A 15,675-nucleotide genomic window follows, 5' to 3' on the forward strand; every position below is an offset into this window, starting at 1 on the left:
TAAAAGTTAACAGGTTTTCCTGATACAGAGTTTTCAAAAATTGGTTTACAAAAAAGGGGTTTCCCTGGGTTTTACGCACTACCAGTTCTGCCAATGGTTTTACTGTGCTACTGTCGCTATGTAATGTCTCGGCAATTAGGTGGGTAATATGCTTAAGTTCCAACGGGACTAAGGTGATATCGTTGATAATGGCTCCTTGATTGCGGAGCGCGTTAAAGGTCATTACCAGTGGATGTGTGGGGTCAACTTCGTTATCTCGATACGCCCCAATCATAAATAAATAGCGCATATCCTCATCCGTCATCATTACCTCTATCAACTTGAGGGTGGCAGAGTCAGCCCATTGCAAATCATCCAGGAAGATTACTAACGGATGCTCTGCTTGACAAAACACTCGGATGAAGTTTTGAAATACTAAATTAAAGCGGTTTTGAGACTCGGCTGGCCCTAGCTCTTGAACGGCAGGCTGAGACCCAATAATCAGTTCTACTTCGGGGACTACATCAATAATTATTTGCCCATTAAAGCCTAAAGCGCGTCGGAGTTTTTCTTTCCAGCTGTTGAGTTGAGCCTCACTTTCGGTTAAGAGCTGCCGGACTAATGATTGGAAGGTGCTAACTATAGCTGAGTAAGGAATATTTCGCTGAAATTGGTCAAATTTACCTGCTATAAAATAGCCCCTCTTCCAGGTAATTGGTTTATAAATTTCCTGTACTAGGGCTGATTTACCAATCCCGGAATAACCCGATACTAACATCATCTCTGTTGTGCCTTGGCTGATTCGCTCAAAGGCTGTTAGCAAAGTTTCAACTTCTAGAGATCTGCCATATAATTTTTGCGGAATCTGAAATTTATCGGAAATATCTTGATGGCCAATAGAGAAGGATGAAATTTGACCATTCGTCTGTAATTGGGTCAAGCATGCTTCTAAATCTGCTTTAATTCCCCATGCGCTTTGATATCTCTCTTCAGCTGTTTTTGCTAACAACTTCATAACAATTGCTGAAATAGGGTTGGGAATTTCACTATTAATAGCATGGGGTGAAGCTGGCTGTTTAGCGATATGGCAATGCACCAACTCCATTGCATCTGTGGTATCAAATGGCAATTGGTGAGTGAGCAGTTCATAAAGGGTGGCACCAAGCGAGTAAAAATCAGTGCGGTAATCCATCGCGCGGTTCATTCTACCTGTCTGTTCGGGAGACATATAGGCCAGTGTGCCTTCTAAGACGTTCGGATTTTTAATGGTAGGATTTTCACGGGATAAGACTGTGGAAATCCCAAAGTCTATGATTTTTATCTGGGCAGTTTTTGGGTTAAGAACAATATTTGAGGGGTTAATATCCTTGTGGATGATATTTCGACGGTGAATTTCACCCAAACTTTTAGTAAGCGAAATTGCAATGTTTAAAACTTCTTCTAAAATAAAATTTTTATTGTTTTTTAATATACTTAAAGATTCTCCGCCAAAATCCTCCAAAATCATTACTAGACTGGTATGGTATTTTTCCAAAGTGTATATTTTAACAACGCCATCCAAATTTAGATTGTGGGTAATTTCATATTCCTGCTTATATCTAATGAGGGATGCTGCGGTGGGATAGTCTTGCTTTAGCATTTTGAGAATAACGGGTTGGTTATTCGCTTCTCGAACCCCGCGATAGACTAACGAATTGGCGCTTTCATAGATTTGGGTGAAAATTTTGTAGCCAGTCAAAGTAATCATTGTTAGAGCCTTTAAGAGTACGTGTATGTAGGATTTTGGCAAGAGAAATTAGGTTGTGAGTACAACCCTACCCTCGCTTTTTAAGGATGGAGCGATCGCGCAACCTATGCGGCAGCTCATTTGCTCCTTACACGGAAGTATTGAAATTGCCCCTTGCTAGGCTATTAATTATGCAGGCTGAAGAAGAGAAGTCGCTAGAACTGATTAGCTTCTATATTGAGAATGCCCACAATATCAAAAAAATCTTTAATGTTATATAAATCTCAATAATAAGCTACACAAATCTTTATTATTGGAGGTTGCTTGCTCTAGCTAGCACAGCACCGTCAATTCAGTGCTTGGATTGTGGTTTTAGTTTGGGTTTATTGCAAAAAACGCGATCGCCCAACTAGAAGCGCTGTAGTTCTGCCTGGTAAGTAAATACGTTTTTTACTAGATGTTTACTAATAGTTATGTGAATTTTTATCTAGTTACCAAGTAAATAAACACTACCTCTATGGCAACCAAATAGTATGGATTCGTAATCTGGGCACAAGGAATTACTCTAAGCATCCTAAAACGGCAATAAACCCACAAATTTGGCATAAAAATACGCAAATACTATGGGTGTAGCGGCATTTAGCTACTAAAAAAGGAGCCTTTACTAGGCTCCCCTTCAAAAACTCAGGATGAAATTTAGCAGACGTTACTTGATGCTGACCTTAGCGCCAGACTCTTCTAGCTGCTTCTTAGCATCTTCAGCGGCATCCTTAGCAACGGCTTCCTTAACTGGCTTGGGTGTGGATTCCACCAAGTCTTTTGCTTCTTTCAGACCTAAACCAGTCAGCGTCCGCACAACCTTCAGAACGGCAATCTTCTTATCAGCTGGGACTTCTTCGAGAATCACGTTAAACTCGGTTTGCTCTTCTACTGGTTCCGCAGCAGCAGCAGCACCACCAGCACCAGGCATCATCATCATGCCGCCAACGGGTGCAGCTGCACTCACGCCGAAGGTTGTTTCAATCTGCTTAACTAGGTCAGCAGCTTCCAGAAGAGTCAGAGATTTCAGTTGTTCGAGAATTTGGTCAGTTGTAGCAGACATGGATAAACTCCAGTAAGATTAATTTTTTTGGTCGTCGGGAAAGGCAAAAGCAAAAAGGCAAAAGTAACTTTTTACTTTAGATCCTTGGCTTCGGCTGGAAAGCTTTGAGCTTTTTACTTCTAACCCCCAGCCTTTAAGCAGCGAGGCGCACAAACGCTATTCCGCTGCGGGCGGCGCATTGCCGTCTTCCTTCTCGGATACGGCTTTGAGGCTTCTACCCAGCGAAGCGGGAACTTCGTTGATAGCGACGGCAATCTTGGTTGCCACCCCATTGATAGCCCCAGCAATTTGCGCCATGAGTTGCTCTTTCGAGGGCAAGTCTCCAAGCGCTTTAATGTCTGCTTCGGTAAGAGCGCGACCTTCCATAACGCCGCCGCGAAGTTCTGTCTTCTTGGTAGCTTTTTGGAAGTCTTGGTAAGCCTTGATAGCACTACCAAAATCTTCTTTAACCAGCAGAAACGCAGAAGAACCATTGAGGAATTCGCTCATCGGTTGCCAGTTATCGCTACCGACGATTGCTTTTTCCATAAACGTGTTCTTCGTCACCTTGCAAACGGTGCCGCTAGGACGCAGCCGCCGCCGCAAATCCATAATCTCAGCTACGGATAATCCCTGGTAGTTGATGACAATTGCTAGCTGGGATTGACTCAAGGTTTCCTTGAGGTCAGCAACAATCTCTTGTTTGTTTTCTAGCGTTCTACCCATCTGGTTTTCACCTCCTTGAATGTATCAAAATCTCAAATTTGCGTACTCTTTCGCCGACAAAGCCAGATTAAAAAACCCCAGCTATTGAGCCGGGGTTTGTCAGTCATGCGATTCATGCCACTTCACGAGTAATAACACTGGGAATTTAGGCACTTGGCGCGTCAACCTCGGCAGGAAATTAAGCTATTAAGCTCCTGCTGTCTCCGGCGAAAGCTTATTCAGTTTTGAGTTTTGAGTTTTAAATTGATTCCTCAATTTTTAGTTTTAGGCTGCGTCGTTGAGCTTCATATCGCGCAAGAGGTTAATATCCACTTCGATTGACGGCCCCATTGTTGCCGATACATACATCGTGCGCCAGTAGCGACCTTTGGCTCCAGAAGGGCGGTTGCGGTCAATTGTTTCCTGCAAAGCTTTCAGGTTCACCAACAAATCTTCAGCGTTGAAGGATGCCTTACCAAACAGAACGTGGACGATGCCAGTACGGTCAGCCCGAAACTCTAGTTTACCAGCTTTGAACTCAGCGATCGCACCTGTTAGATCCATTGTCACCGTCCCACCCTTGGGGTTAGGCATCAAACCACGAGGTCCTAACAAACGGCCCAATCTTGCTACCTGCGGCATCATATCTGGCGTCGCCAGCAGCAGGTCAAAGTCCATTCTGCCGCCTTGGATTTCGTTAATCAACTCTTCCGAACCAACTACATCCGCACCAGCACTGCTAGCTTCTTGTACCTTCTCTCCCCTAGCAATTACAGCCACCCGGATGGTCTGACCAGTCCCCTTCGGCAGCGCTACTGTCGTCCGGAGCTGTTGGTCAGTATACTTTGGATCGATTCCCAACCGGATATGGGCTTCCACTGATTCCGCAAACTTGGCTGTAGCTGTTTCTTTTAGCAGGTTAATCGCTTCTAACGGCTCGTAGGCTCGCTCTTCAACCTTCTTTTGCAGTTCTTGGACACGACGCGATACTTTTCTGGCCATTTTTCTCTCCTGGGGTAACAAACGAGGTCACACCTCTCCCCCTATCAATTTTGGATTTTTGACTTTAGATTTTAGAGAATTCAGAAGCTTTCATTCTGCATCTCTGTTTGGGAAATATCCTTCCCTAATCGCGCACGGTAACGCCCATATTTCGAGCGGTTCCTTCCACAATCTTCATTGCGGCCTCAATATCGTTAGCATTGAGGTCAGGCAATTTTGTTTGAGCAATTTCCCTCAGCTGAGCCGTGGTAATTGACCCAACTTTCTTTTTGTTGGGTTCGTTAGAACCGCGCTGAATATTTGCTGCTTTTGTAATCAAAACCGACGCTGGTGGCGTTTTGAGAACAAAGGAAAAACTGCGATCTTCATAGACTGAAATTTCTGCTGGCACCACCATTCCAGCTTGGTCGGATGTTCTAGCGTTGTACTCTTTGCAAAACGCCATGATATTGACGCCGTGCTGACCTAGCGCCGGACCAACCGGAGGAGCGGGGTTGGCTTTCCCTGCTGGAAGAGCCAATTTAATAACCGCAACAACTTTTTTTGCCATCTCTACTCTTTAGCCCTGTTTCTGAACCTGATTAAATTCCAATTCTACTGGCGTATCGCGTCCAAAAATTGAAAGTAACGCCTTTAACTTGCTCCGCTCTGGGCTGACTTCAATGACTTCGCCTTCAAAATCTTTAAACGGCCCGGACAGTACCATAATTTTGTCCCCGGCAGACACATGGGTCTTGACAACCGGCTCCTGTTCGCGGGTTTGTTTAAAGATGCGTTCGACTTCAGAAAAGCTCAGCGGCAGGGGTTTTACGTGTCCGCGCCCCCGTCCGTAGCGGCGTTTTTGTTCTGCCCCCACAAAATTAATCACGTTTGGGGTGTTTTTGACAACCTGCCATGCATCGTCATCCATCAGCATCCGCACTAGCACATAGCCTGGAAAGACTTTTTCTTCCAGTTGCTGTCGAGTGCCATCTTTTCGCATTTTTACGATGGGGGTTTGAGGAATCTCCACTTGGAGAATTCTGTCACCAACATCCAACGTTTGAATGCGTTGTTCTAGGTTTGTCTTGACCCGCTTTTCGCAACCAGAGGCTACCTGAACTGCATACCAACGCGCATCTGTGGGGTTTTCTGACGTTTCTTCCAACTGTGCTGAATCGTATGGTTCTTCGCTCGCAAAAGTCATAATGGGAACACCTTTCCTGATAACCAACTGAAGAAGTTATCCACAAGATAAATTAGTGTTGCAGAGAGCGTTACCATCAAAATTACGGCAGCTGATTCGCTAATCAATTGCTGCCGAGAAGGCCAAACAACTTTATTGAGTTCTTCTTTGCTTTCCTGAAAAAAGTTTTTCAGATCAAACCCAGCTGTTTTTTCTTTTTCTTGAATCTCAGATGCGTCTTTTTTGGCCACGATAATCTCTCCCCCTTGAATCCTGCCGCAAGCGTCCACCGTGCGACGTTCTTAAATACTCACACAACAAGTCTACCCGAAACTAAGCTGGTTTATAGGGGCATTGCCCCTTTACCCCCGCCTTACCTCTATTAGCCTGGTTATCCAGTGCCAGAGATACTTTCGGGCAGGATTTATGTTGTTGTGTTGTTCACGCGCCCTGGAGGACTTGAACCCCCGACATCAGGTTTTGGAGACCTGCGTTCTACCAACTGAACTAAGAGCGCACAGGTTAAATTGAAGTCACAACCTGAACTTCTCTATTCTTTAGTTTAACGCAAATCGCCGTCAAATGGAAGACCCCACAGGCATAATTGCAATTACAGTTCTCTATCAAAGCGTTGTTTGACTCTCGTGGCCTTACCAACGCGATCGCGCAGATAATAAAGTTTAGCGCGGCGCACCTTACCGCGTCTCAGTATTTTGATGTTGTCAATTCTGGGAGAATGGATCAGGAATACCCGCTCCACGCCTACTCCCTGGAAAATACGTCTCACAGTGATGGTTTCGTTAATCCCACCATTGCGCTTTCCAATGACAGTACCTTCGTAGGGTTGTACCCTTTCCTTATTTCCTTCTCGAATTTTCACGCCAACCTTTACAGTGTCACCCACATGGATGATGGGGAGGTCGGTTTTCAATTGCTCGCTCTCAATCGAGCGAATAATCTCCTCAGCTTTCATCGTTTCACAAAAAAACTCACAGCCTCCCATTATAGATCGATAGCGTCTGCCAGTCTATAGGGGAGTGTAAGTCAAAAGTCCGGAGTCTGGGAGAAGGGGAGAATTAGCGTCAGGCCTAGTAAGGTGGGCGATGCCCACCTTACTCTCGAAGTACTACGGCTTAATAGAATCGACAGCAGCTTGGACTTTAGTCACGACTTCTGGGGGTAATGGCACGTATCCCAGCTCAGTGCTGTATTTTTGTCCATCAGTTAAGCCCCACTTGAGGACATCCTTTAAAGCTTTTGCCTTAGTAGGATTTTCATAGGTCTTATAGGCCAAAATCCAGGTGTAAGTAACTATTGGGTAAGAGTCGGGTCCTTCTGGGTCTTCAATGAAAGCTCGCAAATTTTCGGGCAGTTTGACTGCGGCAAGCGTCTTGGCAGCAGACTCGCTAGTAGGCTCAACATACTTACCTGCTTTATTTTCCAGGGCTGCCATAGTCATATTTTGCTGCTTGGCGTACCCATACTCTACATAGCCGATGCTACCTTCGTTTTGCTTAATCTGAGCAGTAACGCCATCGTTGCCCTTAGCGCCGATACCACCTGGCCAGTTGACGCTTTTGCCTTGCCCTGGGCCACTTTTCCATGCTGGGCTGATAGTACTCAGGTGTTGGGTAAAGACTGCCGTAGTGCCGCTACCATCTGAACGGTAGACAGGAGTAATATCCTTGTCTGGCAAAGTTAAGCCTGGGTTTAGCTTAACGATTTGCGGATCGTTCCACTTTTTTATTTTCCCTAAGAAAATATCGGTGTAAACCCCGCGCGATAGCTTCAGACCTTGTACACCAGGCACGTTGTAGGCAAGGACGATGCTACCAGCTGTCATAGGTAATAACACTGCACCTTTAGCTACCTTAGCGATTTCCTCGTCTTTCATGGCGACATCGCTAGCAGCAAAGTCCACCGTTCCCTGAGTGAACTGTTCCACCCCAGCACCGCTGCCCACTGGTTGATAGCTGACTTGTACGTTAGGGTTTACTTTGTTGTACTCAGCAAACCATCTCTGATACAAAGGAGCAGGAAAAGTAGCACCTTGGCCTTGCAAGGAGGCACTGGCACCGCTGCCTGCTGCGGTAGTTGTAGCAGGCGTGGTAGGGGCTGTAGCCGCAGGACTACCAGCTCCTGTGTTATTTGGGGCAGAACTTGCGGTCGGAGTTGGTGGGGTGGATGGCCCACATGAAGCGATACTCATTGAAAGGGCGATCGCGGGGAAAAGCCAATTTTGTCGCTTTGATGGAATTAGAGAAAACATATTTGTCCTTTAAATCTTCCAAGGCGCAGAATCGCCCATTGTAAGAAATTGTCAAGATTTCAACACCATCGTATGTTTGCCTGGTTAGGCAAAAGTAAAGCTTTGGTAATGTCAAGGTTATGGTTATTAACCTTGACATTGATACGAGCTGTTGTAGGTTTGGAAGGAATCCAGTTGCACAAACGGCGATTGCAGAGTGGCAAGGCCATGAAAATAAAAATGCTGCCAAAAATGCCAAAGGCGAGAGGCAAGATTTTTTTCCTCTTGCCTCGCAGCTATAACACCCTTGGGAATTGCCTTTTTTTAGTAGGAACTAGAACTTAAAGGTAGTCCGCAGCACTCCTACATACTGCGTGTCGTTGTTGTCGTTGTGGTTTGGATTAAGAATCACAAACACACCAGGCGTGATGTCAACATTGTTGGTCAGGCGGTAGCGATAAAATCCTTCCAAATGGTAGGAGGTGTCGCGATCTTGACGCTGCTTGCCAGCGCCAAAGTCATTGCTAGTAACTTTAGGTGGCATCCCGAACACGAAACCGAGCAGGTTGCCTTTTTTGCCTAAGTCTGGGAAAGCCAAAGTTACGGCATAGTTGAAAATAGTTGCGCTATCTCCTGTGTTGACAAGTGGCAAATTCTTGCCGCTTTCAGCGATCGCGGTTGTGTAACCTGCCCAACCTCCAACGTTAAAACGAGGGCTGATCCGGAAATTTGCTTCCAGTCCATAATGGTTGGATGAAGTAGCTGTGGTACCAAAAGGTTGGTTAGCAAAGGTGCTGCCAGTACCCGAAGAAACAGCAATACCGCTTTCTTGGTTTTGGTAGGAGCGTATGTAGGTCAGACCTACGTTCAGTGCATCAGTGGGTTTGAAAGTTAATTGCGCCAAAGCTGAATAACCGCCCTCAAAAAGTCCAAAACCTTCAGCGGGGTTAGACGCTACGTTACCTTGAATGCTTGTTCCGGCCACTGAGTTTCTAGGAACCATGTAGCCTACAGCCAGACCCAGGCGGTTGCTAATGTTGTGGTTTAAAGTAATGCCCGAACCTTCAGCACTTTGGCGATAGATGGGGTTGAAGCGCCCGAACCGCGATATGGAGCCATCGCCACTGCTTGCAATCTGGCCTGTAAAGGTTTCCACGTATTCATTGTACTCACCCCCAGTTGCAGCAATATTAACGGTTGTCCTGGGTCCAAGAGGGAATCGATAATCCAACCGACTTAGAACGACATCGTTATCTTCAGTTCCGTCAAAGCTCAACCGAGTCATGTTGGTTCCCGTGAGGGGTATGGTTCGCGGGGGATTTCCCGGGAGATTTAGATTTGGGCTGAACGGAGTGGTGTTACGGGCTTGAAGACGAGTTCGCAGGCGGTCTTTGCCTGTAAAGCTGGTATCCAAGTTGAGACGGACGCGATTGCTCAATATGGTGTTAACATCCAACTCTCTTGATGAGCGTGGTATGCGATTGCCAGCAGCGTCCACAGAATTCTCAGCGAAGCGATCGCCGAACACATCAGACGCAGCAATAATGACTTCTGCATTCAGCTTGGTGGTTGTCGAAAACTGATGCGCTTCCAAAAACCCAACGCGACCTTCCAGCCTGTCTACCCGTCCTCGCAGCGTAGCTAGTTCCGGCCCAAACTGTGCAACCAACTGATTCAGCTTGTCTAAATCTGCTCTGGTAGCCCCGTCTCCGCCGCCGCCTGCAATCAATTTTTCAATCTGACGCAGACAAGAATTCAGACCTGCGGCAAATTCGTAACGGGTCATCGCCCGGGTGCCGCGAAAAGTACCATCGGGATATCCTGCAATACAGTTATACCGTTCAACCAAATCTCGCAGTGCTTGATATGCCCAATCTGTAGGGCGCACATCTCGCAGCTGGGAAACGTTGTTCACCTGATCCATCCCATTATCTTCAGGCGTGTTTGGGCTGCTGTAGGGATTAATTTCTTCCAAACCGCTGTCGGTAGTTTCGGCAGGTGCGGCTTGAGCTACCTGTGTCTGTTCTACTGGGCTGCTTGCTGCAACCGGGTTTGGGCTAACCTTGAAGTTAGAAGACGCCACCTCAACGGGTGTTTGTGGGGCGCGGTCTGGTTGCCTTGTTGTTTCTTGGACAAGCGTTTTGTCGGCAGCATTTTCCGCGATTTGTTGGGGAAGCACCTCCGAAGCAGGCGTCTGGGCTGCAAGGCTGTTGCTAGAAATTAAAAAAGATGCACCAAGGACGGCTGGCCCTACTTTTACAATGTTCCACAGAAAATTCGTAGACATTTAACTCCTCACACCTGACAGAACACACCACGAACATTGTGGAATCGGCATTATGCCGTCGCACAGCGTTCTAGAAAATTATTTACATCATTTTACACATATAGCCAAACGCTTCCAAATTTTGTAGTTGCGATCGCCTCTTTCCCTCTGGATGCCTGGATAAAACGCCGCCTACAATCAAAAATTAAATCTAAAATTACCCGACCCTCCTATATTGGAGGTCGAGTAGAGTGCATTTAAACATTAATCCTAATCTTACTTGTGCAAGATTAGGATTAGCTAATTATTTGGTGATATTCAGGTTAAGGCGAGGAGCCGTAATTGGCTTCCCAGAAGGAATTAAGGGCAAGTTGGTACAGCGAGAACCAAGGATAATTACCACAAATTAGCCATTACCTATTTCCCCTTCTTAATCCTGAAATTAAAAATCAAACATCATAAAACAAATATACTATTCAAGACCGTTGGCCAGTAACAATGTATGCAACCCTCTGACCAATATTGGTCGCATGATCTGCCATTCGCTCCAAGTGACGAATCACCAAAGTTAGCAGCAAAATAGGCTCAACAACCCCGGGAACATCGCACTGGAAAGCTAAGATTTGATAGATTTTTTCATACGCATTATCTACAGCATCGTCCAACTGCTTAATACTTCGTCCAGCGTGGGCATCCAATTCCACTAGAGACACCAAACTCACCGCCAACATTGCTTGAGCGTGATGAGACATTACCTCAATTTCCGATATACAAGTATGAGGCGTGTAAGGAAAGAGTTTAATCGCAATTTCTCCTAAATCCTTGGCATAATCGCCAATTCGCTCCAAGTCTCGCACCATCTGCATAAAAGCACTCAGCAAGCGCAAATCCTGTGCTACTGGGGCTTGCAGCGTCATCAAAGTTGCACAATCTAGCTCTATTTGGCGGTAATATCGGTCAATTTCTTTATCAAGTACGGGAATTTGTTTAGCAGCAGCCAGATTACGGAAAAATAAAGCTTGGTGGCTCAGGCGGAAGGAATTTTCCACCAATGCTCCCATTCGCAACACATCTTGTTCTAAGCGTCTGGTTCTTCGCTTGAACTGGCTTCGTTCAGAATTTGTTTGTGAGATTGAAAGAGTCACTCTAATATGTGGTTTAAAAAGAAACTACTCTAATACCTAGATTGACCTATTATTTTTATTTGTGCCGTATGCACAAATACAATGCATGATAACTATCCTGAGATATACGCCTTTAGGAAGATATATTTTATTCGCGCAAGGTTAAGGCAATTCTTGTTTGAATAAAATACAAAGTTAGTTTATAGCACCTTTCATATAAAGCTTAACGTTTAGGGAAGCTTAGGGGTCGAATAGACGCTTGGTATTAAGAGGGTGATATTTACCGATATTGGCTCATTGGGCTGTATTGATCTCGGAGCAGGGATTAAATTACTCTCAATCATGGGGCTGGCTGGAGCTATATAAATGGGTGTTAGGGATTGACATATTCAGAGGGCAATTTTATCTCCAAACAAGCTCCCCCGGTTTCCGGATGGTTGCTAGCTTTGACCAGTCCACCATGAGCATGAATAATTTGCTTGACGATGGCGAGTCCAAGTCCGCTACCACTGCTGATAGGCGAGTCTCCTTCAGAGACGCTAGGCGATCGCAGATCTTCTCCCACATCAGAAGACTTTGGCGGTTGCGCTCTTGATGGATCGCCTCGATACAGTCTTTCAAACACATGGGGTAGATCCCCGCTGGCAAAACCTGGCCCTGAATCAATGATATTAATTTCCACCCCTTCTCGCACAGGCGAGAGGCTTGTGTCTTCACCGCTTAATAGAGTGACCTCGACGCGGATACTGGATTTTAGGGGGCTGTACTTAATACTGTTATGAAATAAATTTACAAACACTTGCGTAAGGCGCGATTCGTCTGCTTTCAACCACAGTGAATCAGCGCCACAATAAGTAAGACTTAACTCCTTTTGTCGAGCCAGCGGTTCTAGTGTCTGCCAAACACGCTGAATTAAACTATGGAGTTCTACGGGTTTAGGGGTGAGATGTTTGTGGGGATCTGTCTCCAACTGACTCAGTTCCAGCCAGTCTTGTACAAGGTTACTTAGTCGGTTAGTTTCTTGCAGCATTTGTTCAACCCACCTACTCATAGGAGGCTGCAACCGATCCACTAAGGTTTCAGCCACTAAACGGATAGAGGTGAGAGGAGTTCTAAGTTCGTGGGCTAAGTCAGAAACAAAAGCATCGCGGGATTGATGCAACTGCACTAGCGGTTGCCTGTTTTCTAGGAAGACGCTCACTTGCCCTTCGAGTAAGGGGTAGCAGTAAGCTCGTAAGGTGAGACTACGCACTTCCCCCATAGAAGCAGCATCGGCGCACGCCGGGTGAAACACCCACTCTTGCTGGCTTGGCTGCTGCTGGTGACGAGTTTGCTCAATTAATTGGTCAAGTTCGTAAGAGCGCACTAATTCAAGCAACAAGCGCGTCTTTGCAGGCTCCCAGCGGTGAATTTGCAACATCTGCCGCGCTGGCTCGTTGCACCATACGAGTTGGTTTTCTTCATCCACCTGCAAATACCCAATAGGTGCGACCTCAAGCAGCTTTTCCTTGAATTCCAACTCAGCCTCAAGCTCTTGCTGATACTGATTTAATTGAGCAATGCCCCGCCGCAGTTGAGAAACCAGAGGCAAAGAAATTTCAGCTGCATCTCTTGGCAACAATCCCAAAACTTGCCGCAGTTGCCGATAGAGTCGATGCTGCCGCCAGAGTGAAAACGCAATTGCTATAGCTAGCCCCAGGCAAAATGCAGCGATAGTCATGTTAGTTGATAGTTGTTAGTTGTTGGTTGGCCGTTGCTAGTTGATATGACTATCAGTCTCAACTCTACTAACTACTATCTACTAATGATTAAGCGCCAACCAACAACTATCCAAATCGGTAGCCAAATCCCCGAACTGTGATGATGTACTCTGGCTGGCTGGGATCGCGTTCTAATTTTTCACGCAACCAGCGAATGTGTACATCTACTGTTTTACTATCTCCGACAAAATCTGAACCCCATACCTGATCGATGAGTTGCTCCCGCGACCAAACTCGGCGGGTATAACTCATAAATAATTCTAAAAGGCGGAACTCCTTTGGCGAAAGGTTTACCTCCTCTCCCCGCACGATTACCCGGCATTCTTGGGGGTAAAGGATAACTTCCTTGAATTGTAGGGTGGGGGGTGGAGGCGACACGGCTAGTCTCTGTCGTCGCAATAAGGCGCGACAGCGGGCAATTAACTCCCGCATACTGAAAGGCTTGGTAAGGTAGTCATCGGCTCCCACTTCCAAGCCTAAAACGCGGTCGGTTTCAGTTGCCTTAGCGCTGAGAATTAAAATTGGTACTTGGTTTCCTTGATAGCGCAACAAGCGACATAGATCCAAGCCGTTGACTTGGGGTAGCATCAAATCGAGAATAACTAAGTCAAAAGAGAATTGCTCGGTACTAAAGTTGTCACCCTGAAAAAAGTTCAATGCGGTACGCCCATCTGTTGCAGTGACGACCTTGTAGCCTTCTTCTTCTAGAGCCAAAACTAACATTTCCCGGATAAGTGCTTCATCTTCAACCACCAGGATGTGGCTGTTTCGTCCTAGTTGCGGACTAGAAGGACTCTTCGGGATGTCGAGAGAAAGCATAAGTAGTGAAATTTAGCTTACAATACTAACCAATTCATACTACAAAACGGTAGCAGGAATTCCTCTTTCTTTGGTAGACGATCGCGCAAGACAGTTACGATGGAGTCGAAGCTTGTCTTGGATTTGTGTATGCTGCTGCATTTGTCTACCTGGCCTGAAGTAGAAGTTTATTTGGAGAAATCCAAGGGTATTATTCTCCCAATAGGTTCAACTGAGCAACATGGGCCTACTGGTTTAATTGGTACTGATGCGATTTGTGCTGAAGCGATCGCTCGTGGTGTCGGTGAAGGGATTAACGCTATGGTTTGCCCCACTATAAACGTGGGGATGGCTCTGCACCACACGGCTTTTCCTGGTAGCATCAGCCTGCGACCCAGCACGATGATTATGGTGATTCGAGATTACATCACCTGTTTGGCAAAGGCTGGATTTACTAAGTATTTCTTTATTAACGGTCACGGTGGCAATATTGCTACCATGAAGGCTGCTTTTTCGGAAACTTATCAGCATTTAGCAGATTTAAATATTCCCAATGCAGAACAGGTGCAGTGTACGGTGGGGAATTGGTTTATGTGCGGTTCTGTTTGGAAGTTAGCTAAGGAGTTATACGGGGATCAAGAAGGTTCGCATGCGACGCCTAGCGAGGTGGCTGTAACTCAATATGTTTATCCAGAATCGATTAAGCAAGCGCCTTTGTCTCCTGATGTTGGTGCAGGACACTCAATATATGGTGCTGCTGACTTTAGACGCCGTTATCCTGATGGGCGCATGGGGTCTAATCCTGCTTTGGCAACGCCTGAACATGGAAAGCAATTTTATGATTTGGCGGTGAAGGAACTTAGTAATAACTATTTGGAGTTTTTGGCTGCGGAGTGAGAGATTGAAAGTCGAACCGCAGAGAAGCAGAGGAACCAGAGGAAGAAAGGGGAGATAGGAGCGTAACACCAGTTTAAGAGAGGGGTAATGCGCTCTGTTTCATTTATAAAAATCACAATTTATTGAATGAAGGAGTTGTGTATATGTCTTCACCTTTGCGCGTTAAAAACCATAAGAAAAAGAGCGATCGCGCTGCTAAATTGCCATCTTTAGAGAATGGCGATCGCTTGACTCGCTATGAATTCGAGCGGCGTTACAATGCGATGCCCGATATTAAAAAAGCGGAATTGATTGAAGGAGTAGTGTATATAGCCTCGCCAGTTCGTGCAGCAAATCATGGTAGACCTCATGCTTTAATTATCACTTGGTTGGGTGTATACCGTGCAACGACACCAGGCGTTGATTTAATTGATAATGCGACTACTCGCCTAGATTTGGACAATGAACCACAGCCAGATGCACTGTTGCGAATAGAGATAGGTGGTCAATCAACTATTAGTGAAGATGACTATGTGGAAGGCGCACCAGAATTTATTGCAGAAGTAGCGGGAAGTAGTGCTTCTTATGATTTGGGAGACAAACTTAATGTCTATCGTCGTAATGGGGTACAGGAATATTTGGTGTGGCAGGTTTACGATAATAGAATTGATTGGTTTAGGCTGAGGGAAGGTGAATATGTTGCTCTAGAGCCGGATGCTGATGGTGTTGTGCGTAGCGAAGTATTTCCGGGTTTGTGGTTAGCAGTAGGGGCTATGCTAGATGGAAATTTATCTGATGTTTTGTCGGTAGTGCAGGCAGGCTTGACGACAGCAGAACACGCGACGTTTGTTGAAAGTTTAGGTAATAATTAGTGAAGCGATCGCATTTCTAATTTAACCCACTTTATAGGCAAGATATTTGAGTTTAAAATATCCAATAAAAAAA

15 protein-coding genes, 1 tRNA gene and 1 other annotated feature are annotated in these 15,675 nt (G+C 45.8%); of the genes, 2 read left to right on the forward strand and 14 right to left on the reverse strand.

Going from position 1 to position 15,675, the window contains the following annotated elements:
* From H6F77_RS05855 to H6F77_RS05920, 14 genes are all read right to left on the reverse strand, one after another.
* The coding region (locus tag H6F77_RS05855) for an ATP-binding protein (protein ID WP_190486263.1) at positions 1–1,726 on the reverse strand (1,726 nt) is incomplete at its 3' end.
* Between the two features lie 685 nt (positions 1,727–2,411).
* Positions 2,412–2,807: a 50S ribosomal protein L7/L12 gene (gene rplL / locus H6F77_RS05860; protein ID WP_190486265.1), complete on the reverse strand. Its 396-nt coding sequence runs from the start codon at positions 2,805–2,807 to the stop codon at positions 2,412–2,414.
* A gap of 156 nt (positions 2,808–2,963) precedes the next feature.
* On the reverse strand, positions 2,964–3,512 hold the full coding sequence (rplJ, locus tag H6F77_RS05865; RefSeq protein WP_190486268.1) for a 50S ribosomal protein L10: 549 nt from the start codon (positions 3,510–3,512) through the stop codon (positions 2,964–2,966).
* A gap of 60 nt (positions 3,513–3,572) precedes the next feature.
* Positions 3,573–3,737 (reverse strand) — a sequence feature (ribosomal protein L10 leader region).
* A gap of 39 nt (positions 3,738–3,776) precedes the next feature.
* Positions 3,777–4,493, reverse strand: a complete 717-nt coding sequence (rplA, locus tag H6F77_RS05870) for a 50S ribosomal protein L1 (protein WP_190486270.1) — start codon at positions 4,491–4,493, stop codon at positions 3,777–3,779.
* 124 nt (positions 4,494–4,617) lie between these two features.
* Complete coding sequence (rplK, locus tag H6F77_RS05875) at positions 4,618–5,043, reverse strand: 50S ribosomal protein L11 (protein ID WP_190486272.1); 426 nt, start codon at positions 5,041–5,043, stop codon at positions 4,618–4,620.
* Positions 5,044–5,052: 9 nt separating this feature from the next.
* Positions 5,053–5,679 (reverse strand): transcription termination/antitermination protein NusG, encoded by a 627-nt coding sequence (gene nusG, locus H6F77_RS05880; protein ID WP_190486274.1) that lies wholly within the window; start codon positions 5,677–5,679, stop codon positions 5,053–5,055.
* Entirely contained in the window at positions 5,676–5,909 is a 234-nt protein-coding gene (gene secE / locus H6F77_RS05885) for a preprotein translocase subunit SecE (RefSeq protein WP_190486276.1), read from the reverse strand. The genes nusG and secE overlap by 4 nt, the downstream gene beginning before the upstream one ends.
* A gap of 193 nt (positions 5,910–6,102) precedes the next feature.
* Positions 6,103–6,175: transfer RNA gene (locus H6F77_RS05890), tRNA-Trp, on the reverse strand.
* A 93-nt stretch (positions 6,176–6,268) separates the two neighbouring features.
* On the reverse strand, positions 6,269–6,631 hold the full coding sequence (gene rplS / locus H6F77_RS05895) for a 50S ribosomal protein L19 (RefSeq protein WP_190486278.1): 363 nt from the start codon (positions 6,629–6,631) through the stop codon (positions 6,269–6,271).
* A 153-nt stretch (positions 6,632–6,784) separates the two neighbouring features.
* On the reverse strand, positions 6,785–7,927 hold the full coding sequence (pstS, locus tag H6F77_RS05900) for a phosphate ABC transporter substrate-binding protein PstS (protein WP_190486280.1): 1,143 nt from the start codon (positions 7,925–7,927) through the stop codon (positions 6,785–6,787).
* A gap of 313 nt (positions 7,928–8,240) precedes the next feature.
* A complete protein-coding gene (locus H6F77_RS05905; RefSeq protein WP_190486282.1) occupies positions 8,241–10,193 on the reverse strand; it encodes an iron uptake porin in 1,953 nt (650 codons plus the stop codon).
* A gap of 455 nt (positions 10,194–10,648) precedes the next feature.
* The gene (gene phoU / locus H6F77_RS05910; RefSeq protein ID WP_190486284.1) at positions 10,649–11,317 is read right to left on the reverse strand and encodes a phosphate signaling complex protein PhoU; all 669 of its coding nucleotides are present in this window, start codon (positions 11,315–11,317) and stop codon (positions 10,649–10,651) included.
* 352 nt (positions 11,318–11,669) lie between these two features.
* Entirely contained in the window at positions 11,670–13,016 is a 1,347-nt protein-coding gene (locus tag H6F77_RS05915; protein ID WP_190486286.1) for a sensor histidine kinase, read from the reverse strand.
* A gap of 106 nt (positions 13,017–13,122) precedes the next feature.
* Positions 13,123–13,875: a response regulator transcription factor gene (locus tag H6F77_RS05920; protein ID WP_190486289.1), complete on the reverse strand. Its 753-nt coding sequence runs from the start codon at positions 13,873–13,875 to the stop codon at positions 13,123–13,125.
* Between the two features lie 129 nt (positions 13,876–14,004).
* On the opposite strand from H6F77_RS05920, the gene H6F77_RS05925 reads away from it, so the two are divergent.
* Together H6F77_RS05925 and H6F77_RS05930 are read left to right on the forward strand one after the other, a co-directional pair.
* Positions 14,005–14,751 (forward strand): creatininase family protein, encoded by a 747-nt coding sequence (locus tag H6F77_RS05925; protein ID WP_190486436.1) that lies wholly within the window; start codon positions 14,005–14,007, stop codon positions 14,749–14,751.
* A gap of 143 nt (positions 14,752–14,894) precedes the next feature.
* On the forward strand, positions 14,895–15,602 hold the full coding sequence (locus H6F77_RS05930; RefSeq protein WP_190486291.1) for a Uma2 family endonuclease: 708 nt from the start codon (positions 14,895–14,897) through the stop codon (positions 15,600–15,602).
* Positions 15,603–15,675 lie beyond the last annotated feature (73 nt).

Source organism: Microcoleus sp. FACHB-831 (assembly GCF_014695585.1).
Lineage (GTDB): Bacteria > Cyanobacteriota > Cyanobacteriia > Cyanobacteriales > FACHB-T130 > FACHB-831.